Raw genomic sequence first — 26,953 nt, 5'->3', positions numbered from 1 at the left:
ATCCTCCATTATATGAGTTTGCAAAACTGTTTATACCGTTCCTAAAAGATTTTCCTTTTCCGCGGATAAAGAGTATGATTAAATGAATAAAAACAAAAAGGAGAAAACGATGAAATCCGAACTGATCAGAACCATATCATTATATGACACCATTATCTTACATAGACATGTGAGGCCTGACCCAGACGCTTACGGATCACAGTGCGGCCTTACGGAAATCCTGCGGGAAACGTATCCCGAAAAAAATATTTTTGCCGTCGGACAGCCTGAGCCGTCCTTGTCTTTCTTATATTCCCTCGATGAGGTGGATGACGAAACCTATAAAGATGCTCTTGTCATCGTGTGCGATACCGCAAACCAAGAACGGATCGACGATCAGCGCTATCATTCCGGCGCAAAGCTCATGAAAATAGACCACCATCCAAATGAAGATCCATATGGCGATCTGTTATGGGTCGATACGAATGCAAGCTCCGTAAGCGAAATGATCTATGAGCTGTACCTGGAAGGAAAAGAGCACGGCTGGAAGCTGAATACGAAAGCGGCTAAGCTGATCTACGCGGGTATCGTCAGTGATACGGGACGCTTTTTATTCCCGAACACCACAAAAAAGACATTCAAATACGCGGGAGAGCTCATTGAGTTCCCTTTTTCACCGTCAGAGCTTTTCAATCAATTGTATGAAACAAAATTAAATGTGGTGAAGCTGAATGGCTTTATTTATCAAAATGTGTCATTGTCTGACAACGGCGTCGCTTCCGTTTTCATTAAAAAAGACATTTTGGAGACATACGGAACCACCGCTTCAGAAGCATCGCAGCTTGTCGGAACACTCGGAAATATTTCGGGTATTCGCGCTTGGGTATTCTTCATAGAAGAAGACGATCAAATCAGAGTCCGGTTCCGTTCAAAAGGTCCGGTCATCAATGGAATTGCCCGGAAATACAATGGCGGCGGACATCCGCTGGCGGCCGGCGCATCCATCTACAGCTGGGATGAAACCGGTCCGATTCTTGCTGATCTTGAAGAGGTATGTAACGAACACAAGTAGAGGGGAGACCCTCTTTCTTAGTGTTCATCTGTCACGGGGATGAACCAGCAGCCGAATTCAGTCAGGTCTTCGTAGACGCGGAGATTACAGATTTGGAGTTCTTTTTTTATGAGGGAAGCGAGTGTGTCTGTTTCTGCATATGCGGAATAGCCTTTTCTGATTCGGTCTGCATGATCTTTTGCCAAGCGGCGTTCACTAAAAACCTCCATTTTCCCTTCCTCCCTTCAGAATCATTGAAAATGTCTCATTTACAGTTTATAAAAAAGCGGAGAAAAAAGCGACAGATCTATGGAAAATTTTTAAAAATGACATAATTACGTCGCAAAAGAAATATGAATTTCGACAGACAATCTCGTATAAATCGTCAGTTCCTTTACTTCAGCTTTATATTCCTTCTCATTTATGGTGTACACCTTGTTTTCAATCGTCCGTTTTAAAAGTTCCTTTGTTTTATACACACTTTCAATATCCTTTGTGATGACTTCCGAAATATTATCTTTCACCTGTTCTTCAAATTTCATCTTATCGGGCTGGGCGATTCTGTATTTTTCTCCATTGATCAGCTTCACATCGACGCTTTGGATAAGCAGTCTTTGCTTATTATCCTCATTTAATTTATGAAGATCCTTCTGATAGATGGAGATCTGGTTTTTCAAATCCCGTGCGTGCTCCCGCTGTTTTTGAATTAACGTCACCTGTTCTTCCTGAAACGTTCCGTATGTAAACAGAAAGAACAGCCAGCTGACGATGGCTCCGCACATCATTCCCGCAAAAAAACGCTGCCATCCCGGTTTTTTATAATACTCGGGAATTCTCATGAGGAAATATTCTCCTGTGCCAGCCATGAAACAATCAGCCACCCGGTCTGTGCGCCGCCCATTGCTGAAATAATTAAAAGAAGCTGTTTGAAAATGTCGCGTGTGTTGCCTTCAAGCAGCCCCCGCTCAAAACTGTATACCGCGTCAAACGTTCCTCCGATGGCCGCGACAAGCGCCCAGATCTTCAGCCTGTTCGCCAATTTTGTAATCGCTGTAAGCGGAGGCTCGCCTGATAAATAAGCTCCGACGCCGCCGATGAGCGCTCCGCCGAGCAAAACACCGAGGGCGATAAAATAACTGCTGATAAAATTCGCCATAAAGCCGGCTTCCTGATCCATATATACACCACCTCACTTTTCTATCATATTGAGCGAAACGGACAAGTATGATGATGAGTCAAAAAAGAACATTTGTTTCTTAAGAAAACCCGTCTTATAATGTAGAAAGGCAAATTGAACGTATACGGGAAAGGAGTGGCGGCATTGTCTTTTGTTCACCTTCAAGTACGTAGCGGCTACAGCCTGTTAAACAGCGCCGCTTCTGTAAAAGAGATTGTTACACAAGCGAAGGAGCTCGGATATTCTTCATTGGCGCTCACGGACGAAAATGTGATGTACGGCGCCATTGAGTTTTATAAAGCATGCAAGTCACACGGAATAAAGCCGATTATCGGTCTGACGGCTTCAATATACACGGACGAAACTGAGCTTGAAGCACGCCCGCTTGTTCTTTTGGCGGAGACAAACACCGGATATCAGAACCTGCTGAAAATCTCAAGTGCGCTGCAATCCATAGCAAAGGGCGGCATGAAGCGAAAATGGATGAAGAGCTATCATGAAGGGCTGATCGCCATTACGCCCGGTGAAAACGGGTACATTGAAAGCCTGCTTCAAGCAGGAGAGTTTGAAGAAGCGGTTCGGGTTGCCGAAGGATTCCGGGAATTGTTCGGAGAAGGCCGTTTTTATTTAGGGTACCAGCCGTTTAAAGGACATGAGACATTATCAGAAGAAATTCTCCGCCTGTCAGCCGAGACGGAAATCGCTGTCTGCGCGGCGGGGGATGTCCGTTATATCAAGAAAGAAGATCAAGATGCGTACCGCTGTCTGTGCGCCATTAAAGCCGGGGAGAAATGGGAGGATCAGAGCGGGGACCTGCCGGACTTATACTTGAGGCCGCCTGAAGAAATGGAAAATATTTATATGAAGAATCCGGAAGCGGTCAAAGCAGCCGCACGTGTCGCTCAGCAATGCCAAGTCGATGTCAGCCTCGGACAGACACAGCTTCCGTCTTTCCCGGCGCCGGACGGCAAATCAGCTGATGACTATTTGGCGGAAGTCTGTCATGAGGGGCTTCGTCTCCGTTTCGGCACTCCTGATGAGCGTGCTGTCCGCCGTCTTGAATATGAGCTGGATGTCATCAGGCGCATGAAATTCAGTGATTACTTTCTCATCGTATGGGACTTTATGAAGTACGCGCATGAAAAGGGCATTGTGACAGGTCCGGGAAGGGGGTCTGCGGCAGGCTCGCTTGTCGCTTACTCCCTTTTCATTACAGACGTGGACCCGCTTAAACATTCTTTGTTATTCGAGAGGTTTCTTAATCCCGAGCGGATCAGCATGCCCGATATTGATATCGATTTCCCTGATACGAGAAGGGATGAGGTCATTCAGTATGTGCAAAATAAGTATGGGAGCATGCACGTCGCCCAGATTATCACCTTCGGAACATTGGCCGCAAAGGCGGCGTTAAGGGATACCGGCAGAGTGTTCGGAATCAGCCCGAAAGAAGCCGACCAGCTTGCCCGCCTGATTCCGTCTAAGCCGGGAATGACGCTTGAGGAGGCGAGACGGCAGTCCGCTCAGCTGAACAGGCGGCTGTCTGAATCCGCCGTTCTTCATAAAGTGTTTCAGATCGCAAGGAAAATCGAAGGTCTTCCGAGGCATACGTCTACACACGCGGCCGGCGTTGTTCTCAGCAAAGAGCCGCTTTCTGAAGTTGTCCCTCTGCAGGAAGGGCATGACGGCGTGTATTTAACGCAGTATGCGATGGATCACTTGGAAGATCTCGGCCTTTTGAAAATGGACTTTTTAGGTTTGCGCAACCTGACGCTTATCGAATCCATTAAGACGATGATTGAAAAAGAGACAAATACGAAAATTGATTTTTCCGAGATTTCTTATCAGGATGAAAAAACGTTCTCGCTATTATCAAATGGCGATACGACGGGGATTTTTCAGCTGGAATCATCAGGAATGAGGAATGTGCTGAAGCGTCTGAAGCCGTCAAGGCTTGAAGACATTGTCGCGGTAAACGCGCTTTACAGGCCGGGGCCGATGGAAAATATTCCGCTATTTATCGACCGGAAGCACGGGCGGGCGCGTGTGGAAGTCCCGCACGAGGATGTAAGAAATATTCTCAGTGACACGTACGGCGTCATCGTCTATCAAGAGCAGATTATGATGATCGCCTCGCGCATGGCAGGTTTTTCATTAGGTGAAGCGGATCTGCTCAGACGGGCTGTCAGCAAAAAGCAAAAGGACATTTTGGACAGAGAGCGAAGCCATTTTGTTGAAGGGTGCTTAAAAAAGGAGTATTCTGTAGTCACTGCAAACGAGGTCTACGATCTGATTGTCAAATTCGCTAACTACGGATTCAACAGAAGCCATGCTGTCGCATACAGCATGATCGGCTATCAGCTCGCCTATTTAAAAGCTCACTATCCTTTATATTTTATGTGCGGGCTTTTGACGAGCGTCATCGGCAATGAGGACAAAATATCGCAATATCTGCACGAAGCAAAGGGGAGCGGGCTCCAAGTCCTTCCGCCGTCTGTCAATAAGAGCGGTTTTCCGTTTGCACCTGAAAACGGCGCCGTCAGATACAGTTTGCGGGCCATAAAAAACGTAGGCGTCTCGGCAGTGAAAGATATTTATAAAGCAAGAACACATAAACCGTTCGAGGATCTTTTCGATTTCTGCTTTCGCGTTCCTGCCAAAAGCGTTAATCGGAAAACAATCGAAGCCCTTATATTTTCTGGCGCCATGGACGAATTCAATCAAAATCGCGCCGCCTTGCTGGCCTCCGTTGATGTGGCTTTAGAGCACGCTGAGCTTTTTCGTGCAGACGATGACCAAATGGGATTGTTTTTGGAAGAATCGTTCTCCATTAAGCCAAAATATGTAGAGGCAGAGGAATTTCCGCTCGTGGACAAGCTTCGGTTTGAAAAAGAAGCTCTCGGTGTTTATTTCTCAAGCCATCCTTTGTCAGCTTTCAGGAATCTCTTGAAAAAACGGGGGGCGCAAGCGATCGCAACAGCGCTGCAGATGCCGAAAGGACAGCTGTCAATCGGCGCTTTGCTCGCAGGCATCAAAACGATTCGGACAAAGACAGGTCAGTATATGGCGTTTCTCACATTAAGCGACGAAACGGGAGAAATGGAAGCCGTCGTGTTTCCTGACCAATATAGAAGGCTGTCTCCGCTGTTAAAAGAAGGCGCGCTTTTATTCGCGTCCGGAAAAATGGAAGAGCGGCAGGAGAAGATACAATTTATTATGTCATCCGCCTCTCTCCTTGAGCAGACGGAGGCAGACAGAGCGCCGTCTGTTTACATCAAAATCGAAGGCAGCCGGCACAATCAGGAGTTTCTGGAAAAGATGAAGCGTATTTTACTGGAGCATAAAGGGGAAACCGGCGTTTATCTTTATTACGAAAAGGACAAGCAGACCATCAGGCTGCCCGATACTTTTCATATTCAGGCCGACCATCAGGCGTTATACCGTTTAAAAGAGCTGCTGGGCCGCGAAAACGTCGTGTTAAAATAGTGGTAACAACAATAGTTTTGTTATACAATTGAAACAATTGTGCTATCTTATTTAAAGATTCTGAAATTTTTCACCTCCAGAGATTGTACCAGTCTATGCGGCAGAATATGTAACAAAGTACTTAAAAGGAGTGTTTAGAATGTCATTAAGAGAAGAAGCATTACATTTACACAAAGTAAACCAAGGAAAACTCGAATCAAAAGCAAAGGTAGAAGTCAGAAATGCAGACGATTTAAGCCTTGCCTACTCTCCGGGGGTAGCTGAGCCTTGTAAAGAAATTTATAACGATAAAAATAAAGTATATGATTATACAATGAAGGGGAACATGGTAGCAGTCGTAACAGACGGATCAGCCGTTCTCGGTCTCGGAAATATCGGACCTGAAGCATCTCTTCCTGTTATGGAAGGGAAAGCGGTGCTTTTCAAAAGCTTCGCGGGTGTGGATGCATTCCCGATCGCGCTTGACACAAACGATGTGGACAAAATCATTGACACGGTGAAGCTGCTTGAACCGACATTCGGCGGTGTCAACCTTGAGGATATTGCGGCGCCGAACTGCTTTATCATTGAAGAACGCCTGAAAAAAGAAACTAACATTCCTGTGTTCCACGATGATCAGCACGGCACAGCCATCGTAACCGTTGCCGGACTTGTAAACGCGCTGAAATTATCAGGAAAATCCATGTCATCCATTAAAGTCGTTGCAAACGGAGCGGGAGCGGCAGGCATCGCGATCATCAAGCTTCTTTACCATTTCGGCGTACGCGATATCGTAATGTGCGACTCTAAAGGAGCCATTTACGAAGGGCGTCCGGCCGGCATGAACGCGGTGAAAAACGAAGTGGCGAAGTTTACAAACCAAGACCGCAAAGACGGTTCGCTGAAGGATGTCATCCAAGATGCAGACGTCTTTATCGGCGTTTCAGTCGAAGGCGCTCTAACGAAAGAAATGGTGGAAAGCATGGCGAAAGATCCGATTATTTTCGCAATGGCCAACCCGAATCCGGAAATCATGCCTGAAGACGCGCGCGCAGCCGGCGCAAGCGTAATCGGAACAGGCCGTTCTGATTTCCCGAACCAGGTAAACAATGTACTGGCATTCCCAGGCATTTTCCGCGGAGCGCTTGACGTTCGCGCGACTCACATCAACGAAGAAATGAAAATTGCTGCGGTTGAAGCGATCGCTTCCCTCGTTTCAGAGGATGAATTAAGCGCGGATTATGTCATCCCGGCTCCATTTGACAAACGCGTGGCTCCTGCCGTTGCGAAAGCTGTTGCGAAAGCAGCGATGGAAACGGGTGTCGCCAGAATTACGGTCGACCCTGAGGAAGTGGCTGAAAAAACAAGACAGCTGACGGTCATCGGCGAATAATAACACAAAAATGAAATGGCAGCGCGTTGGGAAAAACAACGCGCTGCTGTTCAATATACGGACTGCTGGCATTTTTTTAAGGGCAGGTCTTAAAAAAAATTCAGCAGAATCCTTATTTCTTTTGAAAACGCTGACAGATAAGGCTGAGCAACGCTTTTTGCGGTCCGGAATCCTCCTGTTTCCGTCTGTTTTACAGCAAAAAATGTCGAATGGAGGATGACACCGTTTGACAAAAAAAGTACAATAGTTTCGGTAAAGTTATTATTAAGTCTATCTAATCGGAAGACATGCAGTGAAGAGAACCCTTCACAAAAGGGAGGTAATCATTTGTTAAAGGATATATTCACAAAAAAGAAAAAATATGCTTCCGTGCCGTCTGAGCAGGCAAAACATGATGTTCCGGAAGGCATTATGACAAAGTGCCCGAAATGTAAAAAAATCATGCTCACAAAAGAGTTAGATAAAAACCTGCGCGTCTGCATGAACTGCGGGCACCATTTCCCGATGAATGCAAAGCAGCGCATTGAAAGCCTCCTGGATGAAGATTCATTCGAAGAATTCAACCAGGGAATGATATCTGAAAACCCGCTCGGTTTCCCGGGATATTTAGAAAAAGTCGAAAAAGACCGCGAGAAAACATCGCTGAATGAAGCGGTTGTTACCGGAAAAGGAACCATCAGCGGATTCCCTGCCGTGATCGCGATCATGGATTCGACATTCCGTATGGGCAGCATGGGATCGGTTGTCGGCGAAAAAATCACGCTGGCAATTGAAAAAGCAAAAGAGGAAAAAGTCCCATTCATCATCTTTACCGCTTCCGGCGGCGCACGTATGCAGGAAGGGGTCTTAAGCCTTATGCAGATGGCAAAGACAAGCTCTGCGCTGAAACTGTTCAGTGAGGAGCAGGGCCTGATTATTTCGGTCATGACCCACCCGACGACAGGCGGCGTATCGGCGAGTTTCGCGTCTCTCGGTGATTATAATTTCGCTGAACCGGGCGCCTTGATCGGATTTGCCGGAAGACGTATTATTGAACAGACGATCGGGGAAAAACTGCCGGAAGATTTCCAGACGGCAGAATTTTTATTAAAGCACGGCCAGCTTGATGCGGTGATTCACCGAAACGACATGAAAGACAAACTCGCATTTCTGCTGGACATGCACCAAACAGGAGGTGAGCATGAGTGGCTGCAAGATTAGAATTTGAAAAACCGGTAATTGAACTCCAGACGAAAATCGCCGAACTGAAAAAATTCACCCAGGATTCGGAGATGGATTTAAGCGCTGAAATCGCAAGGCTTGAAGACCGGCTCAGCAAGCTCCAGGATGAGATTTATAAAAACCTGAAACCGTGGGACAGAGTGCAGATCGCACGCCTTCCCGACCGGCCGACGACGCTTGATTACATTCAATACCTGTTTACTGACTTTTTTGAGTGCCACGGAGACAGAACGTACGGAGACGATGCGGCGATTGTCGGCGGAGTTGCCAAATATCACGGCATGCCGGTCACCGTTATCGGTCATCAGCGCGGAAAAGACACGAAAGAAAACCTTGTCCGCAATTTCGGGATGCCTCATCCGGAGGGCTACCGTAAAGCGCTCCGCCTCATGAAGCAGGCGGATAAGTTTAACCGCCCGATTATCTGCTTCATCGACACGAAGGGAGCGTATCCGGGCAAAGCGGCGGAAGAACGGGGACAAAGTGAAGCCATCGCCAAGAACCTGTTCGAAATGGCCGGCCTGACAGTGCCTGTCGTTTGTATCGTCATCGGGGAAGGCGGCAGCGGAGGCGCGCTTGCATTAGGTGTCGGCAACCGCATGCTGATGCTTGAGAACTCGACGTATTCCGTTATTTCTCCTGAAGGAGCCGCGTCCATTTTGTGGAAAGATTCCAGCCTTGCCAAAAAAGCGGCTGAAACCATGAAGATTACTGCGCCCGATTTATTAGAATTAGGAATTATAGATGATATGATTAAAGAAGTGAAGGGCGGAGCTCACCATGATATCAAGCAGCAGGCGGGCTACATTGACGGCATTCTTAAAGAAACATTAAAATCTCTTCTTCAATTGAACGCCGAAGAATTGATCTCACAGCGCTACGAAAAATATAAAGCAATCGGAAAAGTTTCGGTTGAGGATCAATATATCGGGGTAAACTGAATAGACGTGAAGCCTATGGCTCACGTTTATTTTTTGTGTTTTTTGTGATATTCCTTAAATTTTATTTAAAAACAATTTATTTAATTGTATAATAGGTAAGGTTTCATGGGAGCTCAGGCGTCCCTTTTCATTGTTTTAGGGCAATGATCATGATATGTTTAACATATATATGTTGCTGAGGTGAATAGGAAAATGAAGCGTATAGGAGTATTAACGAGCGGCGGGGATTCCCCGGGGATGAACGCAGCGGTGCGCGCGGTTGTGCGGAAAGCTATCTACCACGATGTAGAAGTATACGGAATTTATAACGGTTATTCAGGATTAATCAGCGGAAAAATAGAGAAACTGGAGCTGGGTTCGGTCGGCGACATCATCCATCGCGGAGGAACAAAGCTGTACACGGCCAGATGTCCTGAATTCAAAACAGTTGAAGGCCGTGAAAAAGGAATCGAAAATTTAAAGAAACTCGGCATCGAAGGTCTTGTCGTTATCGGCGGAGACGGTTCATACATGGGTGCGAAAAAATTAACGGAACACGGGTTTCCATGTGTAGGTGTACCGGGTACGATAGATAATGACATCCCGGGAACTGATTTTACGATCGGATTTGATACGGCGTTAAACACCGTAATTGATGCGATTGATAAAATCCGTGACACCGCTACGTCGCATGAGCGTACATACGTTATTGAAGTTATGGGGCGCCATGCAGGCGACATTGCTTTATGGGCAGGGCTTGCAGGCGGAGCGGAATCAATTTTAATTCCTGAAGCGGATTACGATATGGAGGAAATTATCGGCCGTTTGAAGAGAGGGCATGACCGCGGCAAAAAACACAGTATCATCATCGTTGCAGAAGGGGTAGGCAGCGGGGTTGAATTCGGAAAACGCATCGAAGAAGAGACGAACCTTGAAACACGGGTATCCGTTTTAGGGCACATCCAGCGCGGCGGATCTCCAAGCGCTTCTGACCGGGTTCTTGCAAGCCGCCTCGGCGCTTACGCGGTTGAGCTTCTGCTTGAAGGAAAAGGCGGACGCTGCGTAGGTATACAAAACAACAAGCTTGTAGACCATGATATTATAGAAATTTTAGAGACAAAACATACTGTTGAACCAAACATGTATCAGCTTTCAAAAGAACTGTCTATTTAAGACGGTAGAAGCTGAAGATTTCAGAAGGAAGTGAACGAGTTGAAAAAAACAAAAATCGTTTGTACAATCGGTCCGGCCAGTGAAAGTGTAGAAATGCTGACAAAGTTGATGGAAGCGGGTATGAACGTTGCTCGTCTGAATTTTTCACACGGTGATTTCGAAGAGCACGGCGCAAGAATCAAAAACATCAGAGAAGCAAGCAAAAAGCTCGGCAAAAACGTGGGAATTCTTCTTGATACGAAAGGCCCGGAAATCCGCACGCACGATATGGAAAACGGCGAGCTTGAGCTTCAGGCGGGAAATGAAATTATCGTTTCTACGAAACAGGTGCTGGGAACACTTGAAAAGTTCTCTGTTTCTTATGAAGGCCTGGCAGACGACGTGTCAGCAGGATCTATCATCCTGTTGGATGACGGTTTAATCGGATTGGAAGTGCTTGAATCAAATCCGGAAAAACACGAAATCAAAACAAAAATCTTAAACAGCGGCACGCTGAAAAATAAAAAAGGCGTAAACGTTCCGGGTGTCAGCGTCAACCTTCCGGGAATTACTGAAAAAGACGCCAAAGATATCGTATTCGGTATTGAGCAAGGCGTAGATTTCATCGCTGCGTCATTTGTGCGCCGTTCTACGGATGTCCTGGAAATCCGCGAACTGCTTGAAGAGCACAACGCGTCTGACATTCAAATCATCCCTAAAATCGAGAACCAGGAAGGCGTGGACAACCTGGATGCGATCCTGGAAGTTTCTGACGGCTTAATGGTAGCGCGCGGAGACCTCGGCGTTGAGATTCCGGCTGAAGAAGTGCCGCTCGTGCAAAAAGAAATGATCAAAAAATGCAACGCGCTCGGCAAACCGGTTATCACTGCGACACAAATGCTTGACAGCATGCAGCGCAACCCTCGTCCGACACGCGCTGAAGCAAGTGACGTTGCCAACGCCATTTTCGACGGCACAGATGCTATCATGCTTTCCGGTGAAACAGCTGCGGGACAATATCCTGTTGAGGCGGTTCAAACAATGTTTAACATCGCCACACGCACGGAAGAATCTCTGAACTACAAAGAAATTCTGTCTAAACGCAGAGATCAGGTCGGCATGACGATTACCGATGCGATCGGCCAATCAGTTGCGCATACGGCGATCAACCTGAATGCAGCAGCTATCGTTACGCCTACAGAAAGCGGCCATACGGCGCGTATGATCGCGAAATACCGTCCTCAGGCTCCGATTGTAGCCGTTACGGTGAACGAGTCTGTATCACGCAAACTCGGTCTTGTATTCGGTGTATTCCCAGCAAGCGGACAAAACGCAAATTCAACAGATGAAATGCTTGAAGATGCGGTACAAAAATCACTTGACAGCGGCATCGTGAAACGCGGTGATCTGATTGTCATTACAGCCGGTTCTGTCGGTGAATCAGGCACGACGAATCTGATGAAAGTCCACACTGTCGGCAGCATTGTCGCAAAAGGGCAGGGCATCGGACGCAAATCCGCTTTCGGTCCTGTCGTAGTTGCAAAAAATGCGAAAGAAGCTGAACAAAAAATGACAGACGGCGCGGTATTGGTTGTCTCAAGCACTGACCGCGACATGATCGCTTCACTTGAAAAAGCATCCGCGCTCATCACTGAAGAAGGCGGTCTGACAAGCCATGCTGCCGTGGTCGGTTTAAGCTTGGGCATTCCGGTTATCGTAGGCCTGGAGAACGCAACTTCAGTTTTAACAGAAGGACAGGTTATCACAGTTGACGCTGCCCGCGGCGCTGTGTATGAAGGCCGCGCAAGCGTTCTTTAAACAGCTTTAAAAAAGAGAGGGGATTTGCCCTTCTCTTTTGTCTTTAGGCTGATTTTCCTATTCCCATGCGGGCGGTGACACGCTTTTTAGAAGGGCAGGAGGGCAGAAAAATGAGAGTTTTATTCTTACTGTTTATCGTGTGTCCGGCGATTGAAATCGGCTTGTTTCTGCTGGCGGGAAAATGGCTCGGCGTTTTTCCGACCGTCCTTCTCATCATTTTGACAGGTGTGTTAGGCGCCTTGGTGGCAAAAAGACAGGGAACTGATGTGTATCATCGGGTGATGCGCGATCTGCAGCACGGCAAAATGCCGGGGGAAGCGCTTCTGGACGGGATATGCGTCTTTATCGGAGGCCTGCTTTTGATGCTTCCGGGTTTTTTGTCCGATATTGCAGGGGCCTGTCTTCTGATTCCGTTCACTCGGAACCGCATGAAGCCGCTTTTGTTCAAATGGCTGAGAGGAATGTCAAAAAACAAGCGGATCATTATCAAATAAAAACGGCAGCCTTTTTACAGGGCTGCTGTTTTTATTTGGACTGAACAGTAATATAGGCCCATATTTCTTTTAAAGCGCCCGTTGTGATAAATGCCTGAATGAAAACAAGCAGTGCAGGCCCCGCAGCCAGTCCTAAAATTCCGAACAGCTTAAAGCCGGCAAACAGGGCGATTAAGGTCGCAAGCGGATCAAGACCGATCGACTTGCTTAGAATTTTCGGCTCCGTCAGCTGGCGCTGAATGAGAACCACAATATATAAAATACCGAGGCCGATCGCTTGAGGAAGCTGTCCGGCAATGGCCAAATACATAATCCAAGGAACAAATACCGATCCGGCGCCGAGATACGGGAGAAGATCCACCAGTCCGATAAAAAAGGCAATGGTTGCCGCATGCTCAATCCCTAAAAGAAAAAGTCCGATAAAGACAATGATCATCGTAAAAAGGATGAGCACGGCCTGCGCCTTAATGAAACCTGCCATCGCTTTTTTCAGCTCTCCCGATACGGCCTTGGCGTTTGCCGAAACCCGTTCCGGAAGAATGGAATAAAGCAGCGCTTTCAGCTTGTGCCAGTCCTTTGTCATAAAAAAGGTGGCCAGCATTGCGAAAACGAAGACGGCTGCTGTATTGGGAAGGAAGGCAATCCATTTCGGCACCAGTTCCAAAAGATGTGAAAGCATCAGCCCCGCATTTTTAGCGGCTGTATCACCGAGCGTCTGGATATGCGTCACGATTGATGCCTGCTGATTGGTTTCCAGCCCGTTAAATAAGACGGTCAGCTCGTGGTACAATGGCTGAATGCGGGAAGTGAACAGCTCTTCGCAATATGTCATAAAGGCGCTGATATGGGGAGGGAGCGTTTTAGCCAGATAAGCGGTTCCCGAAATGATTTCCGCAACCAGAAAGGTCGCCGCGCCAAGAAGGATCAGCAAAAAGAAGACCAGGACAATGACTGTATTGACTGACCGGGGCAGACCCGTCAGTTTGTCCAGCCAGTCAACAACCGGTATGATCGCCGATGACAGAATAAGGGCGATCAGAAACGGATAAGTTAACGGGAATGAGGCGTAACCGGCCGCTAAAGCGCCGCCGGCCGCAGCGAGTACAAACAGCGCGCGGAAAAAAACAGTTGCATAGTGCGGATTCACATCGATCCTCCTCTCGGTCGGCACGTCCTATTACATTAGTTTATTCGTCAAAAAAAAGGATATGAATACAGTTATGATAAAGGATGGTGCTTTCAGGATGTTTACACAGGCGAATTTATTTTTACTATTATTGCTGGCCATCGCATTGATAGCCAAAAATCAGTCATTGCTTTTTGCCGTCGGCTTTCTTATCGTGATAAAAGCTGTCGGTCTTGACCAGAAACTGTTTCCGGTTATTCAGTCAAAAGGAATCAACTGGGGGGTTACTGTCATTACAATCGCCGTTTTAGTGCCGATTGCTACGGGTGATATCGGTTTTAAACAGCTCGGAGAAGCGATGAAATCGTATTACGCGTGGATCGCGCTCGGTGCCGGGATCGCCGTTGCCTTAATCGCCAAAAACGGTCTCACCCTATTGGAAAACGATCCTCATATTACAACGGCGCTGGTCATCGGCACGATACTTGCCGTCGCGCTTTTCGGAGGCGTCGCCGTCGGTCCGTTAATCGGCGCCGGAATCGCCTACTTGGCCATGCAAATCGTTAAAATATTCACTTCGTAAAGTAAAAAAGCGGCTGAAAGCTGCTTTTTTTTTGCGGAAAAAGATGAAAAAACCGCGTAAAATCAAGAAAATGTGCGAGAAAGAAAAAAAAATTATAGGTAAACATTTAACAAATGTCTGATTATTGTTTATAATAAGAATAGGCTTAAACTTAAATAAGCTTATAAGAATTTGTTATGTTCCTCTATAAGCATATCGGTTATGTAACCGCAACCAGTGAAATGTAAGCATTTTCTTAAAGGGGAAAGGGATTGTTTGCATGACTCATTTTAAGTAAGCCGTATGTTTTATATACTCTTTAAAGGGGAATTTTGATTGAAAAGGAGAGGTTGAATATGACAGCAACACGCGGTCTTGAAGGGGTTGTAGCAACAACATCATCTGTAAGCTCTATTATCGACGATACCCTTACATATGTAGGGTACGATATTGACGACTTGACAGAGAATGCAAGTTTTGAAGAAATCATTTATTTGCTGTGGCATCTGCGCCTGCCGAATAAAACGGAACTTGCTGAATTGAAAAAACAGCTTGCGAAAGAAGCTGCCGTTCCACAAGAAATCATTGAGCACTTCAAATCCTATCCCCTCAATAACGTACATCCAATGGCGGCGCTTCGGACAGCGATTTCATTACTCGGTCTGACTGACAGTGAAGCCGATGTCATGAATCCGGAAGCGAACTACAGAAAAGCCATCCGCCTGCAGGCGAAGGTGCCGGGCATTGTCGCCGCTTTCTCAAGAATCCGTAAAGGGCTTGATCCCGTTGAACCGAAGGAAGAGTACGGAATCGCGGAGAATTTCCTATACACTTTAAACGGTGAAGAGCCTTCTCCGATCGAAGTGGAAGCGTTTAACAAAGCGCTCATTCTTCATGCGGATCATGAGCTGAATGCATCAACATTTACGGCGAGAGTATGCGTCGCCACCTTATCCGATATTTACTCAGGCATCACAGCCGCCATCGGCGCTTTAAAAGGGCCGCTTCACGGGGGAGCCAATGAAGCCGTCATGAAAATGCTGACAGAAATCGGCGAAGTGGAAAATGCCGAGCCTTATATCCGCAGCAAAATGGAGAAAAAGGAAAAAGTAATGGGCTTTGGGCACCGCGTGTATAAGCATGGGGACCCGCGCGCCAAACATTTAAAAGAAATGAGCAAACGCCTGACGAATCTGACGGGTGAAAGCAAATGGTACGACATGTCAATCCGTGTCGAAGAAATCGTGACGTCGGAGAAAAAACTTCCGCCTAACGTTGATTTCTATTCCGCATCTGTCTACCACAGTCTCGGCATTGATCACGATCTGTTCACGCCGATCTTTGCGGTCAGCAGAATGTCAGGATGGATCGCGCACATTCTTGAGCAATACGATAACAACCGCCTCATCCGCCCGCGCGCTGAATACACGGGTCCGGATAAGCAGACTTTTGTTCCGATTGATGAAAGAGCCTGATCAAACGGGAGGCTGGTGATTTTCATGTCGTTAGCCTCTTGTTAATCAAGCCCGGGTTGGTTTACAATTTTGATAGAATCTTGAGAAAAATCATTTTATTTTTTATACAAGAAAAATAAAATGTTTTCTAAATATGAATTACATACTGGGAGGTAATATTGTGTCACAAGGTGAAAAAATTACAGTCTCTAATGGAGTATTAAACGTACCAAATAATCCGATCATCCCGTTTATTGAAGGCGACGGCACAGGCCCTGATATTTGGAATGCCGCTTCTAAAGTTTTGGAAGCCGCTGTTGAAAAAGCATATAAAGGCGAGAAAAAAATCACGTGGAAAGAAGTTTATGCCGGTGAAAAGGCTTATAATAAAACAGGTGAATGGCTCCCTGCCCAAACGCTGGAAGACATCAGAGAGTACTTCATCGCGATCAAAGGGCCTCTGACGACACCTGTCGGCGGCGGTATCCGTTCTTTGAACGTAGCGCTGAGACAGGAGCTTGATTTGTTTACGTGTCTGCGCCCTGTCAGATATTTCACAGGAGTGCCTTCTCCGGTCAAACGCCCTGAAGATACAGATATGGTCATTTTCCGCGAAAATACAGAAGATATTTACGCCGGAATTGAGTATGCGAAAGGTTCTGAAGAAGTTGAAAAGCTGATCAGCTTCCTGCAAAATGAAATGGGCGTTAACAAAATCCGTTTCCCTGAAACATCAGGAATCGGAATCAAGCCTGTTTCTGAAGAAGGAACAAGCCGCTTAGTCAGAGCCGCCATTGAGTATGCGATCGAAAACGGCCGTAAATCTGTTACACTTGTCCACAAAGGAAACATCATGAAGTTCACTGAAGGGGCATTTAAAAACTGGGGCTACGAGCTTGCTGAAAGAGAATACGGAGATAAAGTATTCACTTGGGCTGAATATGACCGCATTGTCGAAAAAGACGGGAAAGAAGCAGCTGATAAAGCGCAGAGCGAAGCGGAAGCAGCAGGGAAAATCATCGTCAAAGACAGCATCGCTGATATTTTCCTTCAGCAGATCTTAACCCGCCCGAGCGAATTCGACGTCGTGGCGACAATGAACTTAAACGGAGACTATATCTCTGATGCGCTTGCCGCTCAGGTAGGCGGAATCGGAATCGCGCCGGGAGCGAACATCAACTATGAAACAGGGCATGCGATTTTCGAAGCGACTCACGGAACGGCTCCTAAATATGCCGGCCTTGACAAGGTCAACCCGTCATCCGTCATCCTTTCAGGAGTGCTTCTTCTTGAACACCTGAACTGGAATGAGGCTGCTGACTTGATCATTAAATCTATGGAAAAAACGATTGCTTCAAAAGTAGTAACGTACGATTTTGCTAGATTAATGGACGGTGCAACCGAAGTGAAATGTTCAGAGTTCGGTGAAGAGCTCATCAAAAACATGGACTGAACCTAAAGCAGACTTCTAATGAAGCCAAAAAAAGGAGAAGAGAATCATGGGAAAAACACGCAGTAAAGTTTCTGTTATCGGAGCAGGATTTACGGGAGCGACAACAGCCTTTCTTACAGCTCAAAAAGAGCTTGCGGATGTTGTGCTCGTTGATATTCCGCAATTAGAAAACCCGACAAAAGGAAAAGCGCTTGACATGCTCGAAGCAAGTCCGGTTCAAGGATTTGACGCGAAAATCACAGGTACGTCCAACTACGAGGACACAGCCGGTTCTGATATCGTCGTTATCACTGCCGGAATTGCCAGAAAACCAGGCATGAGCCGTGATGATCTCGTATCTACAAACGAAAAAATCATGAGAAGCGTCACACGTGAAATCGTGAAATATTCTCCTGACTGCATCATCGTTGTATTAACAAACCCTGTTGATGCGATGACATATGCGGTGTACAAAGAATCAGGCTTCCCGAAAGAGCGCGTCATCGGCCAATCCGGAGTGCTTGACACTGCGCGATTCAGAACGTTCGTCGCTGAAGAATTAAACCTGTCAGTAAAAGATGTGACCGGCTTTGTTCTTGGCGGACACGGTGACGACATGGTTCCGCTCGTCCGTTATTCCTATGCGGGCGGCATTCCGCTTGAAACGCTTATCCCGAAAGACCGTCTTGATGCGATTGTAGAACGCACAAGAAAAGGCGGCGGGGAAATCGTCAACCTTCTCGGAAACGGAAGCGCCTACTACGCGCCTGCTGCATCACTGACTGAAATGGTAGAAGCCATTTTGAAAGATCAGCGCCGCGTGCTTCCGACCATCGCTTACTTAGAAGGCGAATACGGTCATGAAGGCATTTACTTAGGCGTACCGACGATTATCGGAGGAAACGGCCTAGAGCAAATCATCGAGCTTGAACTGACAGACTATGAAAAAGCGCAGCTGAGTAAATCAGTTGAATCTGTCAAAAACGTGATGAAAGTATTGTCATAAGAAAAAAGGGAAGGCTTCCGAATCAGAAGCCTTCCTCTTTTTACAATTAATGAAAGCGTTTTCTTTTTCCCTGAACGATCCTTTCTCTGAAAATGATCAAAAAGGCGAATTGTCTGAACGGGCAGTATTGGATAAAATGAAATCATAAAGTGATATGCAACACATAAAATAGAGAAAATTGGATGTCGGGGAAAATAGACAGCGGAGGGCGCAGCATGAACAAAAAAATTTTAGTTGTAGATGATGAACAATCTATCGTTACTCTTTTACAGTATAATCTGGAAAGGTCCGGCTATGATGTCATTACCGCATCAGACGGAGAAGAGGCTCTGGAACAGGCAGAGAAAGAAAATCCGGATTTAATCGTATTGGATGTCATGCTGCCGAAAGTGGACGGAATCGACGTCTGTAAACAGCTCAGACAGCAGAAAATGATGGTTCCGATCTTGATGCTGACAGCAAAAGATGAGGAGTTTGATAAGGTGCTGGGACTTGAGCTCGGAGCGGATGATTACATGACAAAGCCATTCAGTCCGCGGGAAGTCACTGCGCGGGTAAAAGCCATTTTAAGAAGGGCTGACATTTCTTCACTGTCACAAGGCAGAGAAGAGGAAAAGGACGGGAAGATCCTCATCGGCGAGCTGAAAATTCTTCCGGAGCATTACGAAGCGTACTTCAAGTCAGAACAGCTGGAATTGACGCCTAAAGAATTTGAACTGCTTCTGTATTTAGGAAAACACAAGGGAAGAGTGCTGACGAGGGATCTTCTGCTGAGCGCGGTCTGGAACTATGATTTTGCCGGGGATACCCGGATTGTCGACGTTCATATCAGCCATTTGCGCGACAAAATCGAATCAAATACCAAAAAACCCATTTATATTAAAACAATCAGAGGTTTGGGGTATAAACTGGAGGAGCCAAAAATGAATGAATAAAGTCCGTGTGCGTCTGTTCGCTTTACTCGTTGTATGTATCATATTGGTTTTCAGTGTTCTCGGCCTTTTTCTACAGCAGCTTATTTCTTCATCTGCTAAAGAAAGAACGGCGGATCAGCTAAAAAAGGAAGCGGTATACATAGCGGGCCTTCTTGACACCGGCCGAATCGGCAATAAAAGCAATGACACGGTGATTCACGACGCCGGCCGCACCCTCGGTATAAACGTCTCCGTGCTTAATGAGAAGGGTGACACCGTATATCATTCCGGCAGTCATGCCGATGATTCAGCCGTAAAGGAGTTCATGTCTCACAATAAAAATGAGGCGGCCATACAGGCGGGAAGCAAAGTGATCCGTGGGACTGCCGTGAAAAATGACACCGGGCAAACGGCGGGATATGTAGTCGTTTCTTCGGAGATCAACGGCGGTTCAAGCATCACCGGAGAAATGTGGGGCATGCTGGCGGCAAGTCTTTGTACCGCTTTTATCATTATCGTTTTCTTTTATACAAACATGACGTCCCGTTACAAAAAATCAATCGACGCCGCGACAAAAGTGGCGACGGAGCTGTCCAAAGGGAATTATGACGCCCGCTCCTACAGCGGTTACGCAAGGCGGTCGGACCGTCTCGGGCGTGCGATGAACAGTCTGGCGGTCGATCTGATGGAAATGACGAGAACGCAGGATATGCAGCGCGACCGTCTGTTAACCGTCATTGAAAATATCGGTTCCGGTTTGATTTTAATAGACGGAAGAGGCTTTATTAATCTCGTGAACCGGTCGTACACGAAGCAGTTTCATACAAAGCCTGAACGTCTGCTTCGCCGCCTTTATCATGATGCGTTTGAGCATGAGGAAATCATTCGGCTTGTCGAAGATATATTTATGACGGAGACGAAAAAATGCCAGCTGCTCAGACTGCCCATCAACATTGAACGGCGGTACTTTGAAGTTGACGGCGTTCCGATCATGGGTCCTGATGATGAATGGAAGGGCATCGTTCTCGTCTTTCACGATATGACGGAAATTAAAAAATTGGAGCAGATAAGAAAGGACTTCGTCGCCAATGTCTCCCATGAACTGAAAACGCCGATCACCTCCATTAAAGGCTTTACGGAAACGCTGTTAGACGGGGCAATGAAAGACGATAAGGCGCTTTCAGACTTTCTTTCTATCATTCTGAAAGAAAGTGAACGGCTCCAATCGCTCGTGCAGGATTTATTGGATTTATCCAAAATGGAACAGCAAAACTTTACGATGCGTGTAGAATCCTTTGACGCCGCAAAAATTCTGCATGAAATTGAAGCGCTTTTGCAGCATAAGGCTGCGGAAAAAGGCATCAGCTTTCAGCTCGACCTCCCGGAAGAGCCGATTTTTGTGACGGGTGATGCGCACAGGCTGAAGCAGGTATTTCTGAATTTGGCGAACAATGCTTTAACCTATACCCCTGAAAAAGGGACGGTGGGAATTTCGGTAAACGTGAAAGAAACCGTTGTCGATATCAAAGTGTCCGATACGGGAATCGGCATTCAGAAGGAAGAGATTCCGCGGATATTTGAGAGATTCTACCGTGTGGATAAAGACAGAAGCCGCAACTCTGGCGGAACGGGGCTCGGCCTCGCCATCGTGAAGCACTTAATAGAAGCCCATGAAGGCCATATCGAGGTCACAAGCGAGCCGGGACAGGGGACTGTGTTTACCGTGACGCTGAAGCGGCCGCCGGAAGCGTGATCAGCTTTACAAAGGATTAACATTTTCTTCATGACCTGTTAAACCTATCTTGTTAGGATGTAACAGAACCCCTTCATCCAAGGAGCCAATTTTGACGGCGGGAACGTGTTTCCTTGTTCCCGTCCTTTTTTGCGTTTTCTCGGGGTTCGCTCATTTTCCTTTCAAATTGAACTTTGTTAAAATAAGAGAAGCTGTGAGATTAAAACCAGAGGAATCACGAGCTTTTGCTCTTAGGAGGATATTGAATGACGGAACGAAAAAAATTAGTGCTTGTCGACGGAAACAGTCTGGCGTACCGGGCGTTTTTTGCATTGCCGCTTTTAAGCAATGAAAAAGGCATTCATACAAATGCCGTATACGGCTTTGCTATGATTTTAATGAAAATGCTGGAGGATGAAAAACCGACCCACATGCTGGTGGCTTTTGACGCGGGAAAAACGACTTTCCGCCACAGCACGTTTAAAGAATATAAAGGCGGAAGACAAAAAACGCCGCCGGAGCTTTCAGAACAGATGCCGTTCATCCGCGAGCTCCTTGATGCATACAACATCAGCCGCTATGAGCTTCCTGAATACGAAGCGGATGATATTATCGGCACGCTTGCCGTATCTGCTGAAAAAGACGGCTTCGAAGTAAAGGTATTTTCCGGAGACAAAGACTTAACGCAGCTTGCCACCGGAAAAACGACCGTTGCCATTACGAGAAAAGGCATTACCGACGTGGAAGATTACACGCCGGAGCACGTCGAAGAAAAGTATGGTCTGACACCTCTGCAAATTATTGATATGAAGGGATTAATGGGGGATTCATCCGATAACATACCGGGCGTTCCCGGCGTGGGAGAAAAAACCGCGATTAAGCTCTTAAAGCAGTTCCATTCCGTTGAGAAACTGCTTGATTCAATTGATGAAGTCAGCGGAAAAAAATTAAAAGAAAAGCTCGGGGAATATAAAGAACAAGCCTTGATGAGCAAAGAGCTGGCGACGATTATGACAAATGCGCCGATTGAAGTCAAGCTCGAAGATTTAGATTATCAAGGGTTTGACCGTGAACAAGTTGTCGCCATATTTAAAGACCTCGGTTTTAACACGCTTCTTGAACGGCTCGGTGAAGAAAGCGGAGAAACTGCGGAAGAAGACTTTGAGGACATCGATGTTGAAACGGTTGAAGAAATCACCGAAGACATGCTCGTTTCGCCGTCCGCTTTAGTCGTCGAACAAATCGGTGATAACTATCATGAAGAACCGATTCTCGGCTTTTCCATCGTGAATGAAACAGGCCTTTATTATATTCCGAAAGAAACAGCCATTCAGTCCGAAGCGTTTAAATCCTGGGCTGAAGATGAGTCGAAGAAAAAGTGGGTGTTTGACAGTAAACGCTCCGTCGTCGCTCTGCGCTGGCAGGGAATTGAGCTGAAGGGAACGGAATTTGACGCGCTTCTCGCGGCCTACATTATTAACCCGGGCAATTCGTACGACGATGTCGCGAGCGTTGCGAAAGAATACGGGCTGAATATCGTTTCCAAAGACGAAGCGGTTTACGGAAAGGGCGCAAAGCACGCCGTTCCGGCTGAAAAAGAGCTTGCCGACCATCTCGCGCGAAAAGCGGCTGCCGTTAACAGCCTCCGGGATAAGCTGCTGCACGCGCTCAAAGAAAATAATCAGCTTGAACTGTATGAAGATCTCGAACTCCCGCTTGCGCTGATTCTCGGAGAAATGGAATCTATGGGCGTTAAAGTGGATGTTGAAAGACTGAAGCGAATGGGTGAAGAGCTCCGCGCGAAACTGAAAGAATATGAAGAAAAAATCCATGACATCGCCGGTGAACCGTTTAACATCAATTCACCAAAACAGCTCGGCGTCATTTTGTTTGACAAGCTCGGCCTGCCGGTAGTGAAGAAAACAAAAACAGGCTATTCCACTTCAGCCGATGTGCTGGAGAAGCTTGCCGACAAACATGATATCGTCGCTTATATTCTGCAATACAGACAAATCGGCAAACTTCAATCGACCTATATAGAAGGGCTGCTGAAAGTCACGCGCAAGGATTCTCATAAGGTGCATACACGATTCAATCAGGCATTGACTCAAACCGGGCGCCTCAGCTCAACGGATCCGAACCTGCAAAACATTCCGATCCGGCTGGAGGAAGGGCGCAAAATCCGTCAGGCTTTCGTTCCGTCAGAACCGGACTGGCTTATTTTTGCCGCCGACTACTCACAAATTGAATTGAGGGTGCTTGCGCACATTTCTAAAGATGAAAATCTGATTGAGGCGTTTACGAATGACATGGATATTCATACAAAAACCGCAATGGATGTGTTTCATGTCAGTGAAGATGAAGTGACACAAGCGATGCGCCGCCAGGCAAAGGCTGTCAATTTCGGCATCGTTTACGGCATCAGTGATTACGGTCTGTCGCAAAACCTCGGCATTACCCGGAAAGAAGCGGGCGCTTTTATTGACCGCTACCTGGAGAGCTTCCCGGGTGTCAAGGCGTATATGGAAGAATCGGTGCAGGAAGCGAAGCAAAAAGGATATGTTACGACACTCATGCAGCGCCGCCGTTATATCCCTGAGCTGACCAGCCGCAACTTCAACCTGCGGAGCTTTGCGGAACGCACGGCCATGAATACGCCGATTCAGGGCAGCGCCGCCGATATTATTAAAAAAGCCATGATTGATATGGCAGCTGAGCTGAAAGAGAAAAATCTGAAGGCAAGACTGCTGCTGCAGGTGCACGATGAATTGATTTTTGAAGCGCCTAAGGAAGAAATTAAAATATTAGAGAAGCTGGTTCCTGAAGTGATGGAACATGCTTTGGATTTAGACGTGCCGTTAAAGGCGGATTATGCTTCAGGCCCGTCTTGGTACGATGCAAAATAAACAGAAAAAAAGGAAGTGATGATTGTGCCGGAACTACCAGAAGTTGAAACGGTCCGGCGCACTCTGACCGGTCTTGTGAAAGGGAAAACGATTGAATCGGCCGACATCAGATGGCCGAATATCATCAAAAAACCCGCCGAGCCGGAGGAATTCGCGCGGCAGATTGCAGGAGAAACAATCCGATCCATCGGGAGAAGGGGAAAGTTTTTGCTTTTCCATCTGGATCATTATGTCATGGTCTCCCATCTCCGGATGGAGGGGAAATACGGTCTTCACCAGGCCGATGAGCCTGACGATAAACATGTGCACGTCGTATTTAACATGACGGACGGAACACAGCTCCGCTACCGGGACGTCCGGAAATTCGGCACGATGCATTTATTTGCGCCGGGAGAGGAACTGACTGCATTACCGCTTTCACAGCTCGGGCCTGAGCCTGACGATGAAGCATTTACCGCCGCCTATTTAAAAGAGCGGCTCGCCAAAACGAACCGCGCGGTGAAAACCGCTCTGCTCGATCAAAAAGCGGTCGTCGGCCTCGGCAACATTTATGTCGATGAAGCTTTATTCCGGGCGGGGATTCATCCTGAGACAAAAGCGAACAGTCTGTCAGACGGGCAGATAAAAAAGCTCCATACAGAAATTAAAGACACCCTTCAGGAAGCGATTGACGCGGGCGGGAGCACCGTCCGGTCTTATATCAATTCCCAAGGAGAGATCGGAATGTTTCAGCTCAGACATTACGTATACGGCAAAAAAGATGAGCCGTGCAAGACGTGCGGCACGATGATTTCTAAAATCGTGGTCGGCGGAAGAGGTACGCATTTCTGCGCCCGATGCCAAAAAAAATCATAAACTGAAGCTGTTCAAGCGGACGCCGGAAGAATGACTTTTTTCTAACACAGTTGATGACCTTTCTCCATATATATATTGTGATTCACCCAATAGGCATTTGTCACAATTGCCGATCAAGAGAAAGGGAGAAACGGATATGGAGATTGTTTCTTTGCTGCTTTTGGCTTTTGCTGTCAGCTTGGACAGTTTTTCAGTCGGGTTTACGTACGGATTGAGAAAAATGAAAATCCCGTTCAAAGCGATTGCCGTGATCGCTTGCTGTTCAGCCTCTGTGATGTTTATATCCATGCTGATCGGCCATTTTCTGACAAAGATTTTTCCCGTATCCGTCACGGAGAAACTGGGCGGGCTGATCTTAATCGGAATCGGGGCATGGGTCATCTATCAATTTTTTAAACCGGCTAAAGAGCCGGATTACTTATTGCATGAAAAAACGTTACTTAATCTTGAAGTGAAATCGCTCGGCATCGTGATTCACATTTTGAAAAAGCCGACCAGCGCTGATATTGATCAATCCGGAACCATTAACGGAGTCGAGGCGCTTTTGCTCGGTATCGCCTTATCAATCGACGCGTTTGGCGCCGGCATGGGAGCAGCCATTCTCGGCTTTTCTCCGGTTATGATGAGCGTGACCGTCGGGGTGATGAGCTCGCTGTTTGTTTCACTCGGCATAAACGCGGGGCATTTCTTTTCAAGATGGAATTGGATAGATAAAATGACATTTTTGCCGGGAGTCCTGCTGATTATCATCGGGATTTGGAAAATGTAGAAGGAGTGGGCTTTTTGAGCTTGGTCATCGGTTTAACGGGAGGCATCGCCAGCGGCAAAAGCACAGTAGCGCGCATGCTGATCGACAAAAAGATTACAGTCATTGATGCGGATGTCATCGCAAAACAGGCGGTGGAAAAAGGAAAGCCGGCTTACGGACAGATCGTTGAAGCGTTCGGAAAAGAAATCCTGCTGGAAAACGGCGGGATTGACAGAAAAAAACTCGGTGCCATCGTTTTTACGGACGAACAGAAGCGTCTGACGCTGAATCAGATCGTTCATCCGGCGGTGCGTGCGGAAATGATGAAACAGCGGGATGAGGCTGTTGCGCGAAAAGAGCAGTTCGTCGTTTTAGATATACCGCTTTTGTATGAGAGCGGGCTTGACTATCTTGTCGGCAAAGTGCTCGTCGTCACCGTACCGGCAGACATACAGCTCAAACGGCTGATGGAGCGGAATTCTCTTACAGAAGAAGAAGCGATGAGCCGGATAACGTCGCAGATGCCTTTAGCGGACAAAACAAAAAAAGCTGACGCCGTCATTGATAACAGCGGCAGTCTTGAACATACAAAGCATCAGCTGGAGGAAATATTGAGCAGCTGGGCATAAACAAACACCGTTCGGGAAGCCGAACGGTGTTTTTCTGGATTAAAAATCAAAATTGTCAGGGTCCGGACCGACACGGAGATTTTCGTTCAGATCATCAATCCGTTTCATATCTTCAGCTGACAGTTCGAAATCAAAGACATTTGCATTTTCTTCAATACGGTGTTTTTTAGTTGATTTCGGAATGGTAATGACACCGTTTTGCAAATCCCAGCGCAAAATCACTTGAGCCGCTGATTTGCCGTACTTCTGAGCGATCTCCTGTAAGACGGGATGATCAAGCAGCTGGCCTTGCATCAATGGCGACCACGCTTCAAGCTGAATGCCTTGTTCGGCGCAGAATGCCTGCAGTTCTTTCTGTGTCAGGCGCGGGTGGTATTCCACCTGGTTGATCATCGGCTTAATATCCGTTTCTTTCATAAGATGTTTCAGATGGTGAATTTGGAAATTGCTGACCCCGATCGCTTTAATGCGTCCATTGCGGTAGAGGGTTTCGAGCGCCCGCCACGCATCAATGTACTTTCCTTCGACAGGCCAATGGATCAAATATAAATCTAAATAGTCTAAACCGAGTTTCTCTAAGCTCATGTCAAACGCTTTTAACGTTTCTTCATATCCTAAATCGGCATTCCATACTTTTGACGTGACAAAAATGTCTTCACGTTTTAATCCCGCTTCTTGCAATCCTTGGCGGATGCCTTCACCGACACCCTCTTCATTACCGTAAATCGCGGCGGTATCAACACTGCGATAGCCGTGCACCAATGCCGTTTTCACCGCATTGACGAGTTCTGCGCCTTCCTCCACTTTGAACACCCCGATGCCAAACCAAGGCATTTTTACTCCGTTATGCAATGTTGCTTTTGCTTGTAAATGTGTTGTCATGTATATGTTCCTCCAATTATTTGTTTGTTGAAAAGATCAA

General features: G+C 46.8%; 23 protein-coding genes. 18 read left to right on the top strand and 5 right to left on the bottom strand.

What is annotated here, in order from left to right:
- The first annotated feature begins 109 nt into the window (after window positions 1-109).
- Window positions 110-1,051 (top strand): DHH family phosphoesterase, encoded by a 942-nt coding sequence (locus ACW5MY_RS13395; protein WP_013353168.1) that lies wholly within the window; start codon window positions 110-112, stop codon window positions 1,049-1,051.
- Between the two features lie 17 nt (window positions 1,052-1,068).
- Here ACW5MY_RS13395 and ACW5MY_RS13390 read toward each other — a convergent pair whose 3' ends face one another.
- The 3 genes from ACW5MY_RS13390 to ytrH all read right to left on the bottom strand — a co-directional run bounded on the left by ACW5MY_RS13390 (window position 1,069) and on the right by ytrH (window position 2,207).
- The gene (locus ACW5MY_RS13390) at window positions 1,069-1,260 is read right to left on the bottom strand and encodes a hypothetical protein (RefSeq protein WP_013353167.1); all 192 of its coding nucleotides are present in this window, start codon (window positions 1,258-1,260) and stop codon (window positions 1,069-1,071) included.
- Window positions 1,261-1,365: 105 nt separating this feature from the next.
- Entirely contained in the window at window positions 1,366-1,869 is a 504-nt protein-coding gene (gene ytrI / locus ACW5MY_RS13385) for a sporulation membrane protein YtrI (RefSeq protein ID WP_013353166.1), read from the bottom strand.
- On the bottom strand, window positions 1,866-2,207 hold the full coding sequence (gene ytrH / locus ACW5MY_RS13380) for a sporulation membrane protein YtrH (RefSeq protein WP_013353165.1): 342 nt from the start codon (window positions 2,205-2,207) through the stop codon (window positions 1,866-1,868). The genes ytrI and ytrH overlap by 4 nt, the downstream gene beginning before the upstream one ends.
- A 144-nt stretch (window positions 2,208-2,351) precedes the next feature.
- On the opposite strand from ytrH, the gene dnaE reads away from it, so the two are divergent.
- From dnaE to ACW5MY_RS13345, 7 genes are all read left to right on the top strand, one after another.
- Window positions 2,352-5,690: a DNA polymerase III subunit alpha gene (gene dnaE / locus ACW5MY_RS13375; protein WP_462061617.1), complete on the top strand. Its 3,339-nt coding sequence runs from the start codon at window positions 2,352-2,354 to the stop codon at window positions 5,688-5,690.
- 139 nt (window positions 5,691-5,829) lie between these two features.
- Complete coding sequence (ystJ, locus tag ACW5MY_RS13370; protein ID WP_013353163.1) at window positions 5,830-7,062, top strand: NADP-dependent malic enzyme; 1,233 nt, start codon at window positions 5,830-5,832, stop codon at window positions 7,060-7,062.
- 327 nt (window positions 7,063-7,389) lie between these two features.
- Entirely contained in the window at window positions 7,390-8,262 is an 873-nt protein-coding gene (gene accD / locus ACW5MY_RS13365) for an acetyl-CoA carboxylase, carboxyltransferase subunit beta (protein WP_013353162.1), read from the top strand.
- Complete coding sequence (accA, locus tag ACW5MY_RS13360; protein WP_007408067.1) at window positions 8,247-9,224, top strand: acetyl-CoA carboxylase carboxyl transferase subunit alpha; 978 nt, start codon at window positions 8,247-8,249, stop codon at window positions 9,222-9,224. Before accD ends, accA begins: the two co-directional genes overlap by 16 nt.
- Before the next feature lie 192 nt (window positions 9,225-9,416).
- Window positions 9,417-10,376 (top strand): 6-phosphofructokinase, encoded by a 960-nt coding sequence (pfkA, locus tag ACW5MY_RS13355; protein ID WP_013353161.1) that lies wholly within the window; start codon window positions 9,417-9,419, stop codon window positions 10,374-10,376.
- Window positions 10,377-10,415: 39 nt separating this feature from the next.
- Entirely contained in the window at window positions 10,416-12,173 is a 1,758-nt protein-coding gene (gene pyk / locus ACW5MY_RS13350; protein ID WP_013353160.1) for a pyruvate kinase, read from the top strand.
- A 110-nt stretch (window positions 12,174-12,283) separates the two neighbouring features.
- Complete coding sequence (locus ACW5MY_RS13345; RefSeq protein ID WP_013353159.1) at window positions 12,284-12,667, top strand: FxsA family protein; 384 nt, start codon at window positions 12,284-12,286, stop codon at window positions 12,665-12,667.
- Between the two features lie 31 nt (window positions 12,668-12,698).
- Here the strand turns inward: ACW5MY_RS13345 and ytvI are convergent, their stop codons facing one another.
- Window positions 12,699-13,814, bottom strand: a complete 1,116-nt coding sequence (gene ytvI, locus ACW5MY_RS13340; protein ID WP_013353158.1) for a sporulation integral membrane protein YtvI — start codon at window positions 13,812-13,814, stop codon at window positions 12,699-12,701.
- Window positions 13,815-13,911: 97 nt separating this feature from the next.
- Here ytvI and ACW5MY_RS13335 point away from each other — a divergent pair, with 97 nt between their 5' ends.
- The 10 genes from ACW5MY_RS13335 (at window position 13,912) to coaE (ending at window position 26,031) form a co-directional block, all read left to right on the top strand.
- Window positions 13,912-14,376, top strand: a complete 465-nt coding sequence (locus tag ACW5MY_RS13335; RefSeq protein WP_007408072.1) for a DUF441 domain-containing protein — start codon at window positions 13,912-13,914, stop codon at window positions 14,374-14,376.
- A gap of 335 nt (window positions 14,377-14,711) precedes the next feature.
- A complete protein-coding gene (gene citZ, locus ACW5MY_RS13330; RefSeq protein ID WP_013353157.1) occupies window positions 14,712-15,830 on the top strand; it encodes a citrate synthase in 1,119 nt (372 codons plus the stop codon).
- 160 nt (window positions 15,831-15,990) lie between these two features.
- Window positions 15,991-17,262, top strand: a complete 1,272-nt coding sequence (gene icd, locus ACW5MY_RS13325; protein WP_013353156.1) for an NADP-dependent isocitrate dehydrogenase — start codon at window positions 15,991-15,993, stop codon at window positions 17,260-17,262.
- 46 nt (window positions 17,263-17,308) lie between these two features.
- Complete coding sequence (gene mdh / locus ACW5MY_RS13320) at window positions 17,309-18,247, top strand: malate dehydrogenase (RefSeq protein ID WP_003152455.1); 939 nt, start codon at window positions 17,309-17,311, stop codon at window positions 18,245-18,247.
- A gap of 215 nt (window positions 18,248-18,462) precedes the next feature.
- The gene (locus tag ACW5MY_RS13315; protein ID WP_013353155.1) at window positions 18,463-19,182 is read left to right on the top strand and encodes a response regulator transcription factor; all 720 of its coding nucleotides are present in this window, start codon (window positions 18,463-18,465) and stop codon (window positions 19,180-19,182) included.
- Entirely contained in the window at window positions 19,175-20,914 is a 1,740-nt protein-coding gene (pnpS, locus tag ACW5MY_RS13310) for a two-component system histidine kinase PnpS (RefSeq protein WP_014470813.1), read from the top strand. The genes ACW5MY_RS13315 and pnpS overlap by 8 nt, the downstream gene beginning before the upstream one ends.
- 245 nt (window positions 20,915-21,159) lie before the next feature.
- On the top strand, window positions 21,160-23,799 hold the full coding sequence (gene polA / locus ACW5MY_RS13305; RefSeq protein ID WP_013353153.1) for a DNA polymerase I: 2,640 nt from the start codon (window positions 21,160-21,162) through the stop codon (window positions 23,797-23,799).
- A 24-nt stretch (window positions 23,800-23,823) separates the two neighbouring features.
- On the top strand, window positions 23,824-24,654 hold the full coding sequence (gene mutM / locus ACW5MY_RS13300) for a DNA-formamidopyrimidine glycosylase (protein WP_014470812.1): 831 nt from the start codon (window positions 23,824-23,826) through the stop codon (window positions 24,652-24,654).
- Between the two features lie 136 nt (window positions 24,655-24,790).
- Window positions 24,791-25,423 carry a sporulation membrane protein YtaF gene (ytaF, locus tag ACW5MY_RS13295; RefSeq protein WP_013353151.1) on the top strand — a complete coding sequence of 211 codons (633 nt, stop codon included), beginning with the start codon at window positions 24,791-24,793 and terminating at the stop codon, window positions 25,421-25,423.
- 14 nt (window positions 25,424-25,437) lie between these two features.
- A complete protein-coding gene (gene coaE / locus ACW5MY_RS13290; RefSeq protein ID WP_013353150.1) occupies window positions 25,438-26,031 on the top strand; it encodes a dephospho-CoA kinase in 594 nt (197 codons plus the stop codon).
- 39 nt (window positions 26,032-26,070) lie between these two features.
- On the opposite strand, the gene ACW5MY_RS13285 is transcribed toward coaE, so the two are convergent.
- Window positions 26,071-26,913: an aldo/keto reductase gene (locus ACW5MY_RS13285; RefSeq protein WP_013353149.1), complete on the bottom strand. Its 843-nt coding sequence runs from the start codon at window positions 26,911-26,913 to the stop codon at window positions 26,071-26,073.
- Window positions 26,914-26,953: the final 40 nt, after the last annotated feature.

The sequence above is a fragment of the Bacillus sp. Bwzl_19 genome, from assembly GCF_054900515.1.
The sequence above is the reverse complement of the archived record's forward strand: the minus strand, read 5'-3'. Positions and strand labels throughout refer to the sequence as shown.

Coding starts and splice junctions, on each gene's coding strand:
- ACW5MY_RS13395 (WP_013353168.1), top strand. CDS start 110: ATGAAATCCGAACTGATCAGAACCATATCATTATATGACACCATTATC.
- ACW5MY_RS13390 (WP_013353167.1), bottom strand. CDS start 1,260: ATGGAGGTTTTTAGTGAACGCCGCTTGGCAAAAGATCATGCAGACCGA.
- ytrI (WP_013353166.1), bottom strand. CDS start 1,869: ATGAGAATTCCCGAGTATTATAAAAAACCGGGATGGCAGCGTTTTTTT.
- ytrH (WP_013353165.1), bottom strand. CDS start 2,207: ATGGATCAGGAAGCCGGCTTTATGGCGAATTTTATCAGCAGTTATTTT.
- ystJ (WP_013353163.1), top strand. CDS start 5,830: ATGTCATTAAGAGAAGAAGCATTACATTTACACAAAGTAAACCAAGGA.
- pfkA (WP_013353161.1), top strand. CDS start 9,417: ATGAAGCGTATAGGAGTATTAACGAGCGGCGGGGATTCCCCGGGGATG.
- ACW5MY_RS13345 (WP_013353159.1), top strand. CDS start 12,284: ATGAGAGTTTTATTCTTACTGTTTATCGTGTGTCCGGCGATTGAAATC.
- ACW5MY_RS13335 (WP_007408072.1), top strand. CDS start 13,912: ATGTTTACACAGGCGAATTTATTTTTACTATTATTGCTGGCCATCGCA.
- citZ (WP_013353157.1), top strand. CDS start 14,712: ATGACAGCAACACGCGGTCTTGAAGGGGTTGTAGCAACAACATCATCT.
- mdh (WP_003152455.1), top strand. CDS start 17,309: ATGGGAAAAACACGCAGTAAAGTTTCTGTTATCGGAGCAGGATTTACG.
- ACW5MY_RS13315 (WP_013353155.1), top strand. CDS start 18,463: ATGAACAAAAAAATTTTAGTTGTAGATGATGAACAATCTATCGTTACT.
- pnpS (WP_014470813.1), top strand. CDS start 19,175: ATGAATAAAGTCCGTGTGCGTCTGTTCGCTTTACTCGTTGTATGTATC.
- polA (WP_013353153.1), top strand. CDS start 21,160: ATGACGGAACGAAAAAAATTAGTGCTTGTCGACGGAAACAGTCTGGCG.
- ytaF (WP_013353151.1), top strand. CDS start 24,791: ATGGAGATTGTTTCTTTGCTGCTTTTGGCTTTTGCTGTCAGCTTGGAC.
- ACW5MY_RS13285 (WP_013353149.1), bottom strand. CDS start 26,913: ATGACAACACATTTACAAGCAAAAGCAACATTGCATAACGGAGTAAAA.